The 16,775-nt window shown below is 73.7% G+C and carries 17 protein-coding genes; 9 read left to right on the top strand and 8 right to left on the bottom strand.

Annotated elements, in window-relative coordinates; all coding sequences use genetic code 11:
• Nucleotides 1–232: 232 nt before the first annotated feature.
• Complete coding sequence (locus J5Y04_RS07575; protein ID WP_209411045.1) at nucleotides 233–904, bottom strand: hypothetical protein; 672 nt, start codon at nucleotides 902–904, stop codon at nucleotides 233–235.
• A 469-nt stretch (nucleotides 905–1,373) separates the two neighbouring features.
• On the opposite strand from J5Y04_RS07575, the gene J5Y04_RS07570 reads away from it, so the two are divergent.
• Together J5Y04_RS07570 and J5Y04_RS07565 are read left to right on the top strand one after the other, a co-directional pair.
• A complete protein-coding gene (locus tag J5Y04_RS07570) occupies nucleotides 1,374–1,757 on the top strand; it encodes a hypothetical protein (RefSeq protein ID WP_209411044.1) in 384 nt (127 codons plus the stop codon).
• A gap of 21 nt (nucleotides 1,758–1,778) precedes the next feature.
• Nucleotides 1,779–2,042: a hypothetical protein gene (locus tag J5Y04_RS07565; RefSeq protein WP_209411043.1), complete on the top strand. Its 264-nt coding sequence runs from the start codon at nucleotides 1,779–1,781 to the stop codon at nucleotides 2,040–2,042.
• 110 nt (nucleotides 2,043–2,152) lie between these two features.
• Here J5Y04_RS07565 and J5Y04_RS07560 read toward each other — a convergent pair whose 3' ends face one another.
• Nucleotides 2,153–3,088, bottom strand: coding sequence for an NADP-dependent oxidoreductase (locus J5Y04_RS07560; RefSeq protein WP_209411042.1), 936 nt, complete (start codon nucleotides 3,086–3,088; stop codon nucleotides 2,153–2,155).
• A 127-nt stretch (nucleotides 3,089–3,215) separates the two neighbouring features.
• Here J5Y04_RS07560 and J5Y04_RS07555 point away from each other — a divergent pair, with 127 nt between their 5' ends.
• A complete protein-coding gene (locus tag J5Y04_RS07555) occupies nucleotides 3,216–3,620 on the top strand; it encodes a helix-turn-helix domain-containing protein (protein WP_209411041.1) in 405 nt (134 codons plus the stop codon).
• Between the two features lie 180 nt (nucleotides 3,621–3,800).
• Here the strand turns inward: J5Y04_RS07555 and J5Y04_RS07550 are convergent, their stop codons facing one another.
• Entirely contained in the window at nucleotides 3,801–4,526 is a 726-nt protein-coding gene (locus J5Y04_RS07550) for an SDR family NAD(P)-dependent oxidoreductase (protein ID WP_209411040.1), read from the bottom strand.
• A 105-nt stretch (nucleotides 4,527–4,631) separates the two neighbouring features.
• On the opposite strand from J5Y04_RS07550, the gene J5Y04_RS07545 reads away from it, so the two are divergent.
• Complete coding sequence (locus J5Y04_RS07545) at nucleotides 4,632–5,471, top strand: LysR family transcriptional regulator (protein ID WP_209411110.1); 840 nt, start codon at nucleotides 4,632–4,634, stop codon at nucleotides 5,469–5,471.
• A 156-nt stretch (nucleotides 5,472–5,627) separates the two neighbouring features.
• Here J5Y04_RS07545 and J5Y04_RS07540 read toward each other — a convergent pair whose 3' ends face one another.
• Complete coding sequence (locus J5Y04_RS07540) at nucleotides 5,628–6,290, bottom strand: AAA family ATPase (RefSeq protein ID WP_209411039.1); 663 nt, start codon at nucleotides 6,288–6,290, stop codon at nucleotides 5,628–5,630.
• Nucleotides 6,291–6,329: 39 nt separating this feature from the next.
• Complete coding sequence (locus J5Y04_RS07535) at nucleotides 6,330–7,235, bottom strand: hypothetical protein (RefSeq protein ID WP_209411038.1); 906 nt, start codon at nucleotides 7,233–7,235, stop codon at nucleotides 6,330–6,332.
• A gap of 148 nt (nucleotides 7,236–7,383) precedes the next feature.
• Between J5Y04_RS07535 and J5Y04_RS07530 the strand changes: the two genes are divergently transcribed.
• Nucleotides 7,384–7,521, top strand: a complete 138-nt coding sequence (locus J5Y04_RS07530; RefSeq protein ID WP_209411037.1) for a hypothetical protein — start codon at nucleotides 7,384–7,386, stop codon at nucleotides 7,519–7,521.
• Nucleotides 7,522–8,063: 542 nt separating this feature from the next.
• On the opposite strand, the gene J5Y04_RS07520 is transcribed toward J5Y04_RS07530, so the two are convergent.
• Complete coding sequence (locus J5Y04_RS07520) at nucleotides 8,064–8,825, bottom strand: DUF1062 domain-containing protein (protein WP_209411035.1); 762 nt, start codon at nucleotides 8,823–8,825, stop codon at nucleotides 8,064–8,066.
• Nucleotides 8,826–9,347: 522 nt separating this feature from the next.
• A complete protein-coding gene (locus J5Y04_RS07515; RefSeq protein WP_209411034.1) occupies nucleotides 9,348–9,644 on the bottom strand; it encodes a helix-turn-helix domain-containing protein in 297 nt (98 codons plus the stop codon).
• A 232-nt stretch (nucleotides 9,645–9,876) separates the two neighbouring features.
• Between J5Y04_RS07515 and J5Y04_RS07510 the strand changes: the two genes are divergently transcribed.
• The 3 genes from J5Y04_RS07510 to nadC are packed head-to-tail and all read left to right on the top strand — an operon-like array spanning nucleotide 9,877 to nucleotide 12,910.
• Nucleotides 9,877–10,200 carry a hypothetical protein gene (locus J5Y04_RS07510; protein ID WP_209411033.1) on the top strand — a complete coding sequence of 108 codons (324 nt, stop codon included), beginning with the start codon at nucleotides 9,877–9,879 and terminating at the stop codon, nucleotides 10,198–10,200.
• The gene (locus tag J5Y04_RS07505) at nucleotides 10,197–11,936 is read left to right on the top strand and encodes an L-aspartate oxidase (protein WP_209411032.1); all 1,740 of its coding nucleotides are present in this window, start codon (nucleotides 10,197–10,199) and stop codon (nucleotides 11,934–11,936) included. The genes J5Y04_RS07510 and J5Y04_RS07505 overlap by 4 nt, the downstream gene beginning before the upstream one ends.
• A 20-nt stretch (nucleotides 11,937–11,956) precedes the next feature.
• Nucleotides 11,957–12,910 carry a carboxylating nicotinate-nucleotide diphosphorylase gene (nadC, locus tag J5Y04_RS07500; RefSeq protein ID WP_374105960.1) on the top strand — a complete coding sequence of 318 codons (954 nt, stop codon included), beginning with the start codon at nucleotides 11,957–11,959 and terminating at the stop codon, nucleotides 12,908–12,910.
• A gap of 183 nt (nucleotides 12,911–13,093) precedes the next feature.
• On the opposite strand, the gene J5Y04_RS07495 is transcribed toward nadC, so the two are convergent.
• Complete coding sequence (locus J5Y04_RS07495) at nucleotides 13,094–13,930, bottom strand: DUF1963 domain-containing protein (RefSeq protein ID WP_209411031.1); 837 nt, start codon at nucleotides 13,928–13,930, stop codon at nucleotides 13,094–13,096.
• 520 nt (nucleotides 13,931–14,450) lie between these two features.
• Between J5Y04_RS07495 and fusA the strand changes: the two genes are divergently transcribed.
• Nucleotides 14,451–16,586: an elongation factor G gene (gene fusA, locus J5Y04_RS07490; protein ID WP_209411030.1), complete on the top strand. Its 2,136-nt coding sequence runs from the start codon at nucleotides 14,451–14,453 to the stop codon at nucleotides 16,584–16,586.
• Nucleotides 16,587–16,775 lie beyond the last annotated feature (189 nt).

Genomic DNA, 16,775 nt, shown 5'->3' with positions numbered 1-16,775 from the left:
CTGTGAACGCCCGCGCCGCACCCGCATCCGCCCGCAGCCCCCGCCCGGCCCCGTTCACGCCCCGGAGGGAACGGGCTGCGCCGCCCGGCGTCCCCGGACGGCCTTCGAACGGCCCCGGCCACCAGGGCCGCGGCGCCGTTCGAAGGCCGGTCCGTCCGGCCGGCGTGGTCGGTCCGGCCGACCGGCCCGCCGCTCCGGACGGGTCGCTCCGGTGGCCCGCTCGTCCGCCCGCTCAGCCCGCGAGCGCCTTGGCGAGCACCACGGCCAGCCCGGTCTCGGCCAACGCCTCCGCCGGGGCGTTGACGTTGTCGCCCGGGCCGCGGTCCTTGACCACCTCGACGGAGTAGGTGCGGCCGTCGGCGACGAAGTACACCTCGGGGTGGCTGCCGTCCTTGCGTTGCGTCAGTACCGCCTCCTGACCCGCCCCCGGCACCGGGGTGATCTGGTTGTCCGGGTTCGCCTTGACGGTGGCGAGGACGGTCGGCTTCACCTCGCGGATCGACGCGTACGACTGGCGGGAGCCCCAGGTGCAGCCCCAGACCGGGCTGCCGTCGCTCGCCGGGTCGGGGTGGGTGCCGGCGAACGGGCCGCCGGTGCCGACGGCGGCGATCACCTGGGGGGAGTTGAGCAGCGTGCAGGCGTCCGTGGGGCGCTTGGCGGCGGCGCCCGTCGGCGCCGCAGTGGTGGCCGGCGCGGCCGGGGTGGACGCGGCGGAGGTGGGCACCGGGGCCGCAGTGGTGGGTGCGGCGGCCGGGGTGGACGCCGCACTGCCGGTGGAGGGCGCGGCCGCGGCCGACCCGCTTCCGCTGCCGGACGAGCACCCGGCCAGCGCGGCGCCCGCGAGCGCCAGCGCCGGCAGCCAGAGGTGCCGACGACCGTACTGGAGCGGTGACTTGAGCTGCATGGGTTCCCCCTCGGGCGGCGTCCGCCCCGGCGGCGGACTGCCTAGGGGAGGATCCTAGTGTCCGGCCTCGGTCGGTATTTCCGTTTCCTGCAACGGGAGTTGTACGACTCCGTCACGGCGGGCGCCCGGCGGCGAACGTGAACCGGGCGCGACCGGGAGCCGAACGGGCGGTCCGGGGCACGGCGGTGGTGCGCGCAGGCGCGGTCGGGCTCCGGGCGGCGCCCACCCGCGAGCAGCCTGACCTGGCCCGATGCGCCGGCCGTCCCATACCAGGGCGCGCCCGAAGGCGTCCTCTTCTACACCATCCGCTCCACGGACGGGTGATGTTCCAGTGAAAGTGGTCATGCCAGGAACGGTGGCCCGGCATCCTTGGGCCCGTGACCAGGCGCACCCTGTGACCAGGCGGACCCTTTTCAGGCGGACCCCGATCCAGGTGGATCCCGTGACCAGGCGGACGGAGGCCCAGACAGTGAGCACGAACCTGCCGGAGACCGTGGCGGAGGGTCCGGCCCTCCTGCCGGCGCCGCCCCGGGTGGTCGAGGACCTCGCCCGCGACCTCACCCATGCCGCGGCCGCGGTCCGGGCGGTCTCGCGGGCCGGCCGCAGCGGCGGCGACATCGCGGTCGCCGCCTACACCGCCGTGGTCTGCACCGGCCGTTCGGCGGCCCGGACGCTGGAGGAGGCCGCCGCCTGGTGCCGGCAGGCGCCCGACGCCGAGGTGCACTCGCTGGCCTGGGCCCGCGTCCCGGGCCACCGCGACGACGTCTTCGAGTATCGCGTCACCCTGGCCGTCAGTTTCCCCGACCACGAGACCGGCGAGCACACCGGCGATACCCACCACGCACCTCGCTGACGCCGAGTTAGGATGCCCTTCATGGATTCTGGGGGCACGAACGAAACGGCGGAAACGGCTTCGGGGGAGCGCGAGCTGTCCACCGGGGCCATGGTGGCGGGCACCGTGCTGGCGGCGGTGGGGGCGGCTGCGGTGATGCTGGCCGTCTTCCACTGGCTGGGCTGGACCCTCCCCGGTCTCGGCTGGCTGCTCGCCAAGGGCGCCGTCAAGCTCTGTGCGGGCGGCGCCGTCGGCCTGGTCGCCGCCGTGGCCTGGCTCCGCCAACAACGCTCCGGGCGCAGCTAGTCCGCTGGACGAACAGCTCGGGTGGCGGTGCTCCCGAGGTGAGGGCGGCCCGGGGCGAGGGTGGCCCGGGGCGAGGTGGTGGGCCCCGGGCCCATGGGTGGCACGCAGGCTCAGGGGACGAGGACCAGCCGCCCGCGCAGGCCGCCCCGGTCGAGCCGCCGGTGCGCCTCGGCGGCCTGTTCCAGCGGGAGGGCGTCGGCCACCCGCAGGGTGAGGCGGCGCCGGGCGGCCAGGTCGGACAAGCCGGCGAGCGCGCGGCCGTCGGCGGCGATCCATACGTTGGCCACCCGGATTCCCCGCAGGCCCACCGGTGCGCCCCCGGAGACGGTGACGAAGGACCCGCGGTTCCGGACGGCGCCGAGTGCGACGACACCCAGCAGAGCCGCGTCCAGTGAGCCGTCCACGCCGCCCGGGACGAGGGACCGGACGGCGGCGGCCGGATCGGCGGTGCCGCGCGGGACGAACCACTCGGCACCCAACTCCCTTACCAGCGCCTCGTCCTCCTCGCCCGCCAGGGCCACGACCCGCAGCCCGCGCAGCACCGCGAGTTCGACCGCGAAGCCGCCCACCGCGCCTGCCGCACCGGTCACCAGCAGGGTGGCACCGGCCGGCAGGCCGAGCAGGTCCAGTGCCTGGACGGCGGTCAGCCCGTTCAGCGGCAGCGTCGCGGCCTCCACGGCCGGCACCCCCGCCGGCGCCGGGGCCAGCACGGAGGCGTCCAGCACCAGGTACTCGGCGTAGGCGCCCAGCGGGACGTCCAGCCGGTCGCGCAGGCCGATCACCCGCTCGCCGGGGGCGAATCCGGCCACCCCGGGCCCGACCTGGTCGACCACGCCGGCCACGTCCCAGCCGATCCCGACCACCTCGCGCGGCGGCATCAGCCCCGCCTCCGCCAGGACCCCGGCCCGGGTCACCGCGTCCACCGGGTTGACCCCGGCGGCCTCCACCCGCACCCGGACCTGGCCGGGGCCGGCCTCGGGCACGGGCACGTCCACCAGCTCCAGGGCTTCGGGGCCGGCGAAGGTACGAACGACAACGGCACGCATGGCGCGCTCCTTTGAGTCGGGGGAACCGGCAGAACCGGAGGTTGCGAACGGCTCCCAAACTAAGGAGAGTTGCTCTCCACGGGGAAGCACGCACCGGAAAGTGCGTACCGTACGGGGAGGAGAGCCCATGGCCACCACGACCGCCGCCCAGCGCCGAGCGGCCGAGCGCGCCGGCTTCGACGCGTACCTCGCCGAGTGCCCGGCCCGGCAACTGCTCGACCGGATCGGCGACAAGTGGGTCAGCCTGGTCGTCAACGCCCTCGCCGACGGCCCCCTGCGCTACAGCGACCTGCGCCGACGCCTCGCCGGCGTGAGCGAGAAGATGCTCACCCAGACCCTCCGGGCCCTCGAACGCGACGGCCTGCTCACCCGGACCGTCACGCCCTCGGTGCCGGCCCGGGTCGACTACGCGCTCACCCCGCTCGGGACCGGCCTGCTCCCGCTGATGCAGTCGATCAAGGCGTGGGCCGAGCAGTACATGCCCGAGGTGCTGGCCGCCCGCGAGGCCTACGACGACGAGCGGGCGGACTGACCGACGGGTCGTCGGCCCGCTGCCGGTGGGAGGCGGAGGGCCCGGCCCCTCCGTGCACCGCACCGCGGCCGGCCGGCGTCGGGACATCGCCGTCATCTGCGGTGGCCGCCACGTCTCGCCGGCCCCTCCGGCCTCACAAGCAGCACGCCTCGACTGGACCACCAGGGGCCGGTGAGCCTGTCACCAGGCCACTGTTCCGGCGTCGTCGAAGAATCCGCCGGTCGGTCCGTCGTCGGGCAGGGTCGCGAGGTGAATCGCGATCGCCGCGCCCTGGTGGGCAGTGCGGACGCCCCGGAAGCCGTTGAGGTCGGTGGCGGTGAAGCCGGGACAGCCGGAGTTGATCAGGATGTCGGTGTCGCTCAGTTCCTTGGCGTATTGGACGGTGACGGCGTTGAGGAAGGTCTTGGACGCCGAGTACGCAGCGGAAACCGGGCCTATGTCGATGCCGGGCGTGGTCTGCAGGGTGAGCGAGCCGACGCTGCTGGACATGTTCACGATCCGCGGCGATGCCGAGCCGCGCAGCATGGGCAGCATCGCGTTGGTGACGCGGATGACCCCGATCACGTTGGTCTCCACGACGGCTCGTACGGTCGCGGGATCGACCGTGGTGGGCGTCTGCGGCATAGCACCGGTGATCGCGGCGTTGTTGACCAGGACGTCGAGCCCTCCGACGCGGTCGGCGATCAGCTCGGCCGCGGCGGCCACACTTGCGTCGTCCGCCACGTCGAGCGGAACGCCGAACGCGTCGGTCCCGGCCGCGCGCAGCTTCTCCACCGCGGTGTCGCGGCGCTGTTGGTCCCGCGCGCCCACGCCGATGCGCCAGCCGAGGGCGCCCAGGCCCGCCGCGATCTCGTATCCGATTCCTTTGTTCGCACCGGTCACCAGTGCGATCGTCCGTTCACTCATGTCGTCCATCGTGGTGCGGACTCGGGTGGGACGTCCAAGACCGACTGGGTGGGCGGCGATACCGTACGGATATCGGTCGTGGTGAGCGCCGTATACGATGACGCGGTGGAGACGCGGGAGTTGCGATACTTCGTCGCCGTCGCGGAGGAGTTGCACTTCGGGCGGGCGGCGCAGCGGCTCGCCATGGCGCAACCACCGCTGTCGCGGGCGATCCAGCAGCTCGAGCGGCGGCTCGGAGTGGTTCTGCTGCACCGCGCTGCTCGCGCAGTCACCTTGACCGAGGCCGGGTCGGTGCTTCTGCGGGAGGCCCGGGTCGCACTCGACGCGGTCGAAGCCGCCGAGCGCCGCACCCGCCGCGCAGCTGCCGAGCTGCCCGGTCTGGTGCTTGCCACGAAGGCCGGAGCGTCCAGCGAACTGCTGTCGAAGCTGCTGGACGCCTACGCCGCCGAGCCCGGCGCGGTCGCCGTCGAGGTGGTGCTGTGCGGGCCCGGCGAACAGGAAGGGCTGCTGCGCGACGGGCGTGCCGACGTTGCTCTGCTCCATCGGCCCTTCGACACGACGGCCGGACTCGACACCGAGGACCTGCACACCGAACAGCAGGTCGTGGTCCTGCCCGCGGGACACCCCTTGGCCGGCCGGCCCCATATGTCGATGGCCGAGGTCACCACCCTGACGGACCTGCCCCTGCCGCGCTGGCCTCGACGGGGCGGGGGCTATCCGGACGGACCCGGCCCGCAGGTGCGCGACCACACCCAGCTGTTCCAGCTGATCGCGCTCGGACGGGCCTGCGCGGTCGTGCCCGAGTCCCTCCGGGCCCACCTGCGCGACCATCATGCGACGGTGCCGGTGCCGGACGCACCGGCTGTCACGACCGTCATCGCCTGGCCACCACACAGCAGGTCCAAAGCCGTCGCCGACCTGGTCCGCACCGCGACACGCCTCTAGCCAACGGCAGGAGCGGGTAGCCAGAGGATCGGTGTCAACCGTGGGTGCCAAATCCCCCTACCGTGATCGACAGGGGTCTTTCCCGAGGTGGGCCCAGTACCGCACCACCAGCACACCGCCCAGCGATGCCACTACCAGCGACGATGGGCAACATCCCTAGGACACGTACCGAACCTCAGCCGGAGTACCGAGCGCGCGCGAGCCCGCCGGGGCCGGCGAATCCGTTCGCAGGGCCGCGCCCAGCCGCGCGTCGAGCGTGTCCCAGGGGCGGCAGGCCACCACCGGGAGGGCGTACCGGCGGGCCTGTCCGGCGAGCCAGTGCGAGTAGCGGGAGCTGACCTCGGCCCGCTGTGCCTGGGTGCCGGACCCCGGCTCGCGCGCGGCGTAGTTGGCGGTGATCCGGGCCGCGTCCGGTTCGTGCAGGAACACCGCCCGGACGCTGCGCCCGGCCGCCCGCCCGGCCTCGACGGCCAGCGCGGCGGCGGCCGGGGTGAGGTAGTCGCCCTCGACCACGGCGGGCACGTCGACCGTGAGCCGGTTGCGCACGACGCCCAGCAGCGCGGGCTCCAGGGCGCGGGCGGTGGCGATCTGGAGCTCCAACACCTGCGCGGCGGGGAGACCGTCGGGGTCGGGCAGGCCCGCGAAGAGGTGGAGCTGCGGGTGCTGGGCGGCCGTGGTGGTCTCCTGGACGGCGCTGACCACGTCGTCGAACTCCACCACGAACGCGCCCGACGCCCCGGCCAGTCGCGCGGCCGCCCGGCTCTTGCCGACGCCCGACGCCCCGCCGAGCAACACGATGTCCCAACCGTTCTCCGTCACGGACGGACCGTATCGCGGGGAACGGCCGGAATCACCGGGTCAGGCCCCCGGGCGCCTGGTGGCCGACGGACCGGTCGAGGGGCCGCCCGAGGCGCCGGCCGACGGACCGGCCGAGGGGCCCGAGGGGGTGGCCGGCCTGATGGTCGATGCGGTGGCCGACGGGGTTGCCGGCTTGCCGGCCGACGGGGTGGCCGACGGGCCGGCGGGGTGGGTGGCCGACGGCGAAGCAGCGGCCGTGCCGGCCGTCGGCGGTGCCTCGTGGGCGGCGACCTTGTCGGTGACGCCGTCCAGCAGGGGGCTGAGCCGGTCGGTGAGCTTCTGGAAATCGGCCGTCCGCCCGTCCGACCACTGACCGAGGCCCACCACCAACGCGCGCCCGATGCCGCTGAACGCCTGGACCTTCCCGCTGCCGGCGGGCAGCGCCGGCAGCCCCCAGCCCGGCGGCGGGGTCTGGGGGGACACCTGCTGGTCGCCGAAGGCCATGGACAGCTGGGCGAGCAGGTGGGCGGTGTCCCTGGGGTCCTGCATGGTGAGGACGGAGAGGCTGAACCGGTTGTTCTGGGCGTCCGTGTAGAGCGCGGTCTGGTGGCCGACGCAGCCCTTGCTCTTCCTGACCAGTTCGCTCAGCAGGGGGCCGACGGAGCCCTCGGGGGCGCAGGAGTCGAGAGCCTTCGCGGTCACCCGGGTGTACACCGCGCCGGAGGGGCCCTTCACCTCGGCGGGGAACGCCTGGTCCAGCGGCACCGCCGGGCGGGCGGCAGGGGAGGCGGAGGCCGGGGAGGGAGCGGCCGCGGCACGGCCCGTGCCGCCCTCGGCGGGTTCGATCGTCTTCATCACGCCGAACGCGGCGGCGGCCGCGGCGAGCGAGAGCGCCAGGTTACGCGGCCACACCGGCTTCTGCGGCGTGGGGCGGTCCTGGACGGGGAGGTTGTCACTGCTGTTCACCGGGGCACACTAGCGATCACCGCGGACGAACTGAAGTTCGGCGGATCCGGGCCCGCCTGCGCGCGGTCACCGGCGCCACCGCGTGCCCCGTCCGGACGGGCGCCACGTTCGAGAACGGCTCGCTGGTCGAGCGACAGGAGAAGGCCGCATGAAGCACCGCGACGCACTGCACGGCGACGCCTTTCAGGACGACGCACTGCACGGCGACGCCTTGCAGGACGACGCCTTGGTCTTCCGACTGGGTTCGGCTTCTGACGGCCGCAGCGCCGAACGCCGCCGCTCTTGAGATCCTCGCCGACCGCGGTCGCACCAAGCGGATCCGTAACGCAGCCCGGGCCGGCCTGAAACAGCCCGGCCGATACTGACCGCAGCCAACTCATCCACGAGTCTTGACCGTTGCTCTTCGTAGCCTGGCGAGCACCGGGTGCCGGCCCGAGGACGAGGCAGGGGCGGGAAGGCAAGGCAGGCGCAGCCGGCGGCGGCCTCGGCACGGGCGCCGGCCGCATGCGGGGGGTTCACCACCAAGGTCCACCCGAGTGCGGACGGCTGCTGCCGCCCGCTGTCCCTGATCATCACACCAGGGCAGCGGGCGGACTGCACGTCGTTCGAGCCGGTGCTGGATAAGCTCCGTGTCCCGCGGATCGGCCCGGGCGGGCCCCGCAGGAAGCCCGACAGCCTGGCCGCCCGCCAGCGCAAGGAATCGCGTGGAGGGCGGCCACCGGCATTCGACCTGGAGCGGTACAAGAACCGGAACACCGTCGAACGGGCCATCGACAAGCTCAAGCACGCCAGAGCAGTCGGGACCCGATTCGACGAACGCGGATACGCCTACCTCGGAACCGTCACCGCAGCCGCCCTCGTCATCTGGCTCCGCACATGATCGACCGGACTGGTCCCAGCCGCCGCGGCCCGGCGTGGGAGCTCCCGGCCGGGTGCGGGCGGCAGCCCGATCCGAGCCAGGTCGGTGCGTTCGGCGTCGGCCGCATCGAGGGACTTCGCGTGCTTGGCCGCATCGACGGAACCGGGTCCGTGGATGGTGAGTTCGAAGTCCTGGTGCGCCTTGGCGTCCGGCGCGAACGGCAGGCGAATGCGCCCGTCCGCGACCAGACGGCGCACCTCGGCCCGGCTCAGGCCGAGACCGAGCTGGAGCAGCCGCTCCACCCGGACCGGCGCGGGCAGCTCGAAGTGCACCTGCACCGAGAGCGGGTTCGGGTCGTCGAGCGCGTACAGCGGCATGCGGGTCTCCAGCTCCCACGTCCCGGTCCAGTCGAGCCGGTACCGGTTCTTCGCCGCGAGCGACGCGCTCATCACCACCTCCCCCACCGCTGCCGGGTCGTTGATCTCGTACGCCACCAGCCGGGCCGGCTCCAGCGTCGAGACGTGGACGCGCTCGTGGACGGGCACCTTCGAGGTCCGGTCGCACGTCGCGCAGCTCAGCAGCAGCCAGACGTCGAGCAGCTTGCCGCTCGCGTTGACGCGGATCTTCCCCGAGGCGCGGTGCCGCATGCCGGGGCAGTCCGGGCAGGGCCGGACGACGGCGGGCAGGGCGGACTGACGCACGGCCCACAGGGCCTTGCGGTCGGTATTCATGTGTGTTGGATGCTTTCAGGACTCAGCAGGAGGGCATGCCGAACTCACTCGGCGGCTCCCGCTCTCTGACGGATGCTCACGAGGGGCGCGACCCATCGCCCCGGGGCCGGGTCGTCAGGCTCCGAGGTCGATCGCGCGACAGGTACGTACTACGTGGCAGTCATCAAAAGTCCATGCGGGAGATCATGATCGAGAGGGCGGCCCGCGGCAACCGAATTTCCCCGTGCCCTTGGCCGACGGTCGCGCCACCGGCCGCAACGCCTGTTGCCGACCGGAGGGAGCGGCCGCAACCGTTCCCACGCGGCATCCGTCGGATCACCCCGCCCCATGCCCCGAGCCAACGAGCAAGACCGGCGACAGTCACATGATCGACCGGAGGAGTCATGAGCGGGGTGAAGAACGGGATCGATTTCAGTCAGGAGTTCGTGCAGCTGACGGGCCCCGGGCAACGCGGTCGTCAGCGTGCGACAGTTCCTCGCACAACCGGGCCCAGACCGGAAACGATCGAAGAGCGAGCGACCTTCATCCCTCCACGGGATCCTGGTCGTTCTGCTCTTGCGCCTGCGCCCAGGTGTTCGCCCATTCGTTGAGCGGACGGAGGGCGTGGCCGAGTGTTGTCCCCAGCTGAGTGAGCTCGTAGCCATCTGCTGAGGAGGCGATGATCCCGCCTGACGTGAGTTCGCGAAGCCGCTGGTAGAGGACGCTGGATGACAGGCCTGCGCACCGTGTCAGCAGCTCACGCGCACCGACCGGCCCCGCCCGCAGCTCCCAGATGATTCGCAGCGCCCATCGGCGGCCGAAGAGATCCATCGCGGCCATGATCGGACGGCCGGTAGTCGATCCACGAACCGGTGTTCCTGGGCGCGGTGTCGGCATGACCCTCCTTGCGTTCCGTTATTCGAAACACTAGCATCCACCCCGTGTTTCTAATTTAGAAACAACCTCAACGGGAGCGCCGATGTCGCGAACAGCCCTTGCTGGAACCGTCTTACGCCCACCAGGCCGGCGCGCTGCTCGCGCGCACGATGCCCGCGAACGTGCACGGAGGGAGGTGGTCCCGGCCACCCGTACGAGAACCGCCGCCCTCCCCGCGCTGGGCGAGGCCCGCGCCGCAGCCGGCACCCACACACTCGCCGGCACCCACACACTCGCCGGCGCCGCGGAGATCCCGGCCCCCGCGGCCGTGCGCGCCGCCGCCCGCCAGCTCCTCGCCGAGGCCGGGCGCACCCCCGGCCACCCGGCCCTCATCAATCCCTCCGACTTCACCGGGGCCCCCGACGGCCACACCGGCGAGGAGGTCCTCGCGGTGGCCGCCAGGGTCGGCACCACCCGTCTCATCGACACCGTCCCGCTCACCTTCGGGGGCACCCGGTGACCGCAACAGGAACCGCAACAGGAGCCGGGACAGGAGCCGCGACCGGCATACGCCTGCACGCACCGGCCCCGGGCTGGTCGATCGACGCGGACGTCGTGGTCGTCGGCTCCGGCGTGGCAGGCCTCACCGCCGCCCTCCGCTGTACGGCAGCCGGCCTGCGCACCGTGGTCGTCACCAAGGCCCGCCTGGACGAGGGCTCCACCCGCTGGGCCCAGGGCGGCATCGCGGCCGCGCTCGGCGAGGGCGACTCCCCTCAGCAGCACTTGGACGACACGCTGGTCGCGGGGGCCGGACTCTGCGACGAGAACGCGGTCCGTGCCCTGGTCACCGAGGGTCCCGACGCGGTGCGCCGCCTCATCGCCACCGGCGCCCACTTCGACACCTCGCCCGAGGGCGACCTCCAACTCACCCGTGAGGGCGGCCACCATCGCCGCCGCATCGTCCACGCGGGCGGCGACGCCTCGGGTGCGGAAGTCTCCCGCGCCCTGGTCGAAGCGGTCCGTGCCGCAGTGGTCCGTACGATCGAGAACGCCCTGGTCCTGGACCTGCTGACGGACGCCGAAGGCCGCGCGGCCGGCGTCAGTCTGCACGTCATGGGCGAGGGCCGGCACGACGGCGTCGGCGCGGTCCGCGCCCCGGCCGTCGTCCTCGCGACGGGCGGCATGGGCCAGGTCTTCTCCGCGACGACCAACCCCTCGGTCTCCACCGGAGACGGCGTGGCACTCGCCCTGCGCGCCGGAGCCGACATCTCCGACCTCGAATTCGTCCAGTTCCACCCCACGGTCCTCTTCCTGGGATCGGGCGCGGGGGGCCAGCAGCCCCTGGTCTCCGAGGCGGTACGGGGCGAGGGCGCGTACCTGGTCGACGCGACGGGCACCCGCTTCATGCTCGGGCAGCACGAACTGGCCGAACTGGCCCCCCGTGACATCGTCGCCAAGGCCATCACCCGCCAGATGCAGCTCCACGGCACCGAGCACATGTACCTGGACGCCCGCCACTTCGGCGCAGAGATGTGGGGGACTCGATTCCCCACGATCCTCGCCGCCTGCCGCAGCCACGGCATCGACCCGGTCACGGAGCCGATTCCCGTCTTTCCGGCCGCCCACCACGCATCGGGTGGCATCCGTACCGACCTGCGCGGCCGCACCACGGTCCCCGGCCTCTATGCCTGCGGCGAGGTCGCGTGCACCGGGGTCCACGGCGCCAACCGCCTCGCCTCCAACTCCCTCCTCGAGGGCCTGGTCTTCGCCGAACGCATCGCGGAGGACATCGCGGCGACCGCGCGCGAGCGCACCGACCCGGTAATCCCCGGGGGAACCACGCTCCCGCTCCTGGCCCCGGAGTCCCGGCTCGCGATCCAGCGGATCATGACGAGGGGCGCCGGAGTGATCCGCTCCGCGGCGAGCCTCGCCGAGGCGGCCGCGCACCTCGAAGCGATCAGGGCGGACGCCGACGCCGAGGCCCCCGACGACCGCAAGCCGGCCGTCCCCGGCGTCGAGGCCTGGGAGGCGACGAACCTCCTGTGCGTGGCCCGCGCCCTGGTCGCCGCAGCCCAACGCCGCGAGGAGACCCGCGGCTGCCACTGGCGCGAGGACCACCCGGACCGCGAAGACGCGGGCTGGCGCCGCCACTCGGTCGTACGGATGCAGCCGGACCGCTCGCTCGCGGTCCACACCACGGACACCGCGGAATTCCCCCCGACCTTTCCTCCCCTCCTCCAGGAGCAGCGACCGTGAGCACCACCATGAGCACAACCGTGAGCACCCCCGACCTCCCCCTCCTCCCGGCCGACGGCTGCGGCTGCGGCGAGGCGGGCGACCTCGTATGCGGCCTCGACCCCTCCCTCGCCCGGCTCCTCGAGGACGCGGGACTGGACCCGGTCGAGGTCGAGGGCATCGCGCACATGGTCCTCGGTGAGGACCTGGCCGGGGGAGTGGATGTCACCACGGTCGCCACGGTCCGCGAAGAGGCCGTGGCGACAGGCGACTTCACCGCGCGTGAGGCGGGTGTCGTCGCCGGGATCCACATCGCCGAAGCGGTCCTCTCGGTGGTCTGCACGGACACCCTCGAGGTCGAGCGCCACGTCGAGGACGGCGATCGCGTCGAGGCGGGCCAGAAACTCCTCTCGGTCACCACCCGCACCCGCGACCTGCTCACCGCTGAGCGCAGCGCCCTCAACCTCCTCTGCCGCCTCTCGGGCATCGCGACGGCCACCAGCGGCTGGGTGGACGCACTCGAAGGCACCAAGGCCGAGGTCCGGGACACCCGCAAGACGACCCCGGGCCTTCGCTCCCTGGAGAAGTACGCGGTCCGCTGCGGCGGCGGCGTCAACCACCGCATGTCCCTCTCGAACGCGGCCCTGGTCAAGGACAACCACGTGGTGGCGGCGGGCGGCGTGGCCGAGGCCTTCACGCTCGTACGCGAAAGCTTCCCCGACCTCGCGATCGAGGTGGAGGTCGACACCCTCACCCAGGTCACCGAAGTCCTGGACGCCGGCGCGGACTTGATCCTCCTGGACAACTTCACTCCGGCGGAGACGGCCGAGGCGGTGGCCCTGGTCAACGGCCGGGCGGTGCTGGAGTCCTCCGGCCGCCTGACCCTCGACACGGCCCGCGCGTACGCCGAGACGGGTGTCGACTACCTCGCGGTCGGAGCCCTCACGCACTCCGCGCCAATCCTCGACATCGGCCTGGACCTCCGACACGGCTGACAGCACCGGCTCGATCCGCTCCCCCAGTCCGTCGTCGACGTCCCACGGCTACGCGGCATGGGTCGTAGTAGCTGGTGAGTCGACGAGCCCCGGCCGCGGCAAACCCGAGATCATTCGAGGGGATAGCACCGCCGGTCTCGCTCTCCACGCGCAGGCGGGATTTCGGGTGCCCCGGACGATCCGTCACCGCTGGACGGTGACGGCCTCGACCCTGCTGAAGTCGGCGGCGGCCAGGTCCTCGTCGCGGATGACGTAATAGAGAGCGCACCCGGTGAAGTCCGGGACTCCCGCATCGAGCAGGATCCGGTCCGGTCCGGCGCCGTGCGGCGGGACCACGTACTGGTCCGTCTCCCGGTCGGGGCCGAGCAGCACCATGTACGCGCCGTGCTCCGGCGCGACGTCGAGGGCGGCGGAGCCCAGCGCGGCCAGCCGGTCCGCGGCCTCGTCGGGGAGGTCGAGGAGCGGCTCGTCGTGGAACCGTTCGACCCGTGCCGACATCGCCTTGCCGGCGGCGTAGAGCGCGGCCGGCGGGCCGGTGAACTCCCATGGCGGGGCGCCCCACCCGGCCGTGGGATCGGCGAACGCGGGGTCGGCGGCCACGTCGTACGGTGCGGCGTCGGCGGCGGACCGGTCCGGGTGGAAGCGGACGGTCACCGGGTCACGGCCGCCGAAGCCGTCGTGGCCGGGGAAGAAGAAGTAGAGCAGGCCGCGGGGCGGCAGCAGCCCGTTGACGTCCTCCCGGGCGACCTCCGCCAGGTCGATCTGGGCGACGAAGCAGTCCGGCAGCGCATCCGGACCGGACCCGGAGCGCGGCCAGACGAAGCCGGGCGGAACGGCCGGGACACCGCCGCAGCGGGAGAACGGCTCCGGCCCCCCGAACCCGTCCGGCCGTGGCCCCAGGGCGATTCCGTGCTCGGCCACCCCCGTCAACTCGCCTTCCCACGGGGCTAGTCCGGCCTCGCCGATCAACCGGCGGAGCGTCCGTGCGTCGCGGGCGGTCACAGGGTTCGGGCGCATCATGCCCGCCACTCTACGAAGCGGCGTCCTGCCGACGGTGGCGGGGTCGGGCAACGCCGGGGCGCACGGCCGGGGTGGGCGTCCGGGGCGGGCCCCCTCGTCCGCGGCGGGGCGTCCGTGGCGGGCTCCCTCGTCCGGGGCCGGCGGCCGGGGCCCGGAAAACCCGGTGACCGGGAGGGGGCGGCTTTCCTAGACTCGGGTCGCAGCCGTACCCCGCCGCCGTTCCGGGGGCGGTGCCACCGTGACGAGTAGAGGGAGGGTCAGTCGTGCGCTACCGCACCGCTGTCATCGTTCCCTCCTCGCGGTACGAGGTGATCCTGGTGTCCTCGTGCGTCCGGTGCCCGCTGCGCGGCCGGCATCGGATGACTGCGACGAACGCCTGAACCACCCTCCCTCCTGGCCCAGTTGTCCTGGGCGCGGGAGCGGGTTCGGCCGGCCGTGTGTTCTCCGGCCACATGCCGAGGCTGTTCTGTCGCCGCAATCGCGCCGCCCTTTTCCGGAACACCCCGAAAGGCACCGGGCCATGCGCACCGACCTCGCCACCGCCGTCCAGACCGCCACCACCCAGACCACCGCCGTGCAGAGCAGCACCGCCCAGACCAGCACCGCCGTGCAGACCAGCACCGCCCAGACCACCGCCACGGTCCGCAACCTCGGCATCCTCGCCCACGTGGACGCGGGCAAGACCACCGTCACCGAGCGGATCCTCTTCCTGACCGGCGAGACCCACAAGCGCGGCGAGGTCCACGACGGCACCACCGTCACCGACTTCGACCCGCAGGAGCGGGACCGCGGCATCACCATCTTCGCCGCGGCCGTCAGCTGCGCGTGGGACGGCCACCGGATCAACCTGATCGACACCCCGGGCCACGTCGACTTCGCCGATGAGGTCGAGCGCTCGCTGCGGGTGCTCGACGGGGCGGTGGCGGTGTTCGACGCCGTCGCGGGCGTCGAGCCGCAGAGCGAGTCGGTCTGGCGGCAGGCCGACCGGCACGGTGTGCCGAGGATCGCCTTCGTCAACAAGCTCGACCGTGCGGGCGCCGACCTGGACGCGGCGGTCGCCTCCATCCGCGAACGGCTGCACCCGGCCCCGCTGGCCGTCCAGCTGCCGATCGGGCGGGAGGACGGTTTCACCGGTGTGGTCGACCTGCTGACGATGCGCGCCCTGACCTGGGCGGACCGGCCCGGCCCGGACGCGTACCAGGAGGGCGCGGTGCCCGAGGAGCTGCGGGAGGAGGCCGAGCTGCGTCGCCGGATGCTGGAGGAGGCGGTGGCCGGGCTCCATCCCGGCGCGCTGGAGGAGTTCTGCGACCGCGGGTCGCTGACCCCCGGCACGCTGGCCGCCGCCCTGCGCGACCTCACCCGCACCGGCGAGGCCGTGGTCGTGCTCTGCGGCTCGGCCTACCGCAACCGGGGCATCGAACCGCTGCTGGAGGCCGTGGTGGCGTACCTGCCCTCGCCGCTCGACGTACCCGCCGTGCGCGGCGCGGCCGGCGGTGCGGAGGTCGAGCGGGCCGCCGACCCGGCCGGGCCGTTCGCGGCGCTGGTCTTCAAGGTGAACGCCACCGCCACCGGCCGGCTCACCTATCTGCGCGTCTACTCCGGAACACTGCGGAAGGGGGACACGGTGCTGGACGCCGGCACGGGACGCACCGAGCGGATCGCCCGGATCCTCCGGGTGCAGGCCGACCGGCACGCGGAGACCGGTTCGGCGGTGGCCGGGGACATCGTCGCGGTGGTCGGCGCCAAGGCGGCCCGGGCGGGCGCCACGCTGTGCGCGCCCTCCGCGCCGGTGGTCCTGGAACCGACGGTCGCGGCCGATCCGGTCGTCACCGTCGCGGTCGAGGCCCGGCGCGCCACCGACACCGACCGGCTGGCCACGGCGCTGGCCCGGCTCGCCGAGGAGGACCCGTCGCTGGTGGTCCGCACCGACCCGGAGACGGGCCAGCGGGTGCTGTCCGGCATGGGCGAACTCCACCTGGAGGTCGCGGTGGAGAAGATCCGCCGGGTCCACGGTCTGGAGGTCACCGTCGGGCGGCCGCAGGTCGCCTACCGGGAGACCATCGCCGACGGTGTGCGCGGCCTGGTGTACCGGCACGTCAAACAGGAGGGCGGCGCCGGCCAGTTCGCCCACCTCGTGCTCGACGTGGCGCCGCTGGACGGTGACGTGGCCGAGGGCTTCGAGTTCCGTTCCACCGTCACCGGCGGGCGGGTGCCGAAGGAGTACGTCCAGGCGGTCGAGGCCGGCTGCCGGGACGCGCTCGCCGAGGGCCCGCTGGGCGGCCACCCCGTCACCGGCGTGCTCGTCACGCTGACCGACGGGGCCACCCACCCCAAGGACTCCTCGGACCTGGCGTTCCGTACCGCCGGGCGGCTCGCCCTGCGCGAGGCGCTGCGGAAGTGCGGCCCGCTGCTCCTGGAACCGGTCGCCGAGGTGACGGTGAGCGTGCCCGAGGACGCGGTGGGCGGCGTGCTCGGCGACCTCGCCGCCCGCCGCGGCAGGGTTCAGGGCTCGGCGCCGAGGGCCGGCACCGCGGTGGTGTCGGCGACCGTGCCGCTGGCCGAACTCTTCGGCTACGCGACCAGGTTGCGAAGCCGTACCCAGGGCCGGGGCACCTTCACCACCCGGCCCGCGGGCTACGCCCCGGCACCGCGGTAGCGGCCGACGGCCGGGGGCGGGTTCCGTTCGCGCGGAGCCCGCCCCCGGCGCGGTGCCGTCCGCCGCACGCGGTTCGACAGGCGCGGGGCGGGACGGGACGGCGTGCGCCGGGCGGGCGGCGAGCGCCGCGCGGGACGGCGGGCCGGGCGGGGGCGGGACGGGCAGGCCGGGCGGGGGCGGGACGGGCGG

Source organism: Kitasatospora sp. RG8 (genome assembly GCF_017813315.1).
In the GTDB taxonomy this organism is placed as follows: Bacteria; Actinomycetota; Actinomycetes; order Streptomycetales; family Streptomycetaceae; genus Kitasatospora.
The sequence above is the reverse complement of the archived record's forward strand: the minus strand, read 5'-3'. Positions and strand labels throughout refer to the sequence as shown.

Excerpts from the sequence above, each read along its gene's own strand:
- J5Y04_RS07575 (WP_209411045.1), bottom strand. The coding sequence starts at position 904 with ATGCAGCTCAAGTCACCGCTCCAGTACGGTCGTCGGCACCTCTGGCTG.
- J5Y04_RS07565 (WP_209411043.1), top strand. The coding sequence starts at position 1,779 with ATGGATTCTGGGGGCACGAACGAAACGGCGGAAACGGCTTCGGGGGAG.
- J5Y04_RS07560 (WP_209411042.1), bottom strand. The coding sequence starts at position 3,088 with ATGCGTGCCGTTGTCGTTCGTACCTTCGCCGGCCCCGAAGCCCTGGAG.
- J5Y04_RS07555 (WP_209411041.1), top strand. The coding sequence starts at position 3,216 with ATGGCCACCACGACCGCCGCCCAGCGCCGAGCGGCCGAGCGCGCCGGC.
- J5Y04_RS07550 (WP_209411040.1), bottom strand. The coding sequence starts at position 4,526 with ATGAGTGAACGGACGATCGCACTGGTGACCGGTGCGAACAAAGGAATC.
- J5Y04_RS07530 (WP_209411037.1), top strand. The coding sequence starts at position 7,384 with ATGAAGCACCGCGACGCACTGCACGGCGACGCCTTTCAGGACGACGCA.
- J5Y04_RS07520 (WP_209411035.1), bottom strand. The coding sequence starts at position 8,825 with ATGAATACCGACCGCAAGGCCCTGTGGGCCGTGCGTCAGTCCGCCCTG.
- J5Y04_RS07515 (WP_209411034.1), bottom strand. The coding sequence starts at position 9,644 with ATGGCCGCGATGGATCTCTTCGGCCGCCGATGGGCGCTGCGAATCATC.
- J5Y04_RS07495 (WP_209411031.1), bottom strand. The coding sequence starts at position 13,930 with ATGATGCGCCCGAACCCTGTGACCGCCCGCGACGCACGGACGCTCCGC.
- fusA (WP_209411030.1), top strand. The coding sequence starts at position 14,451 with ATGCGCACCGACCTCGCCACCGCCGTCCAGACCGCCACCACCCAGACC.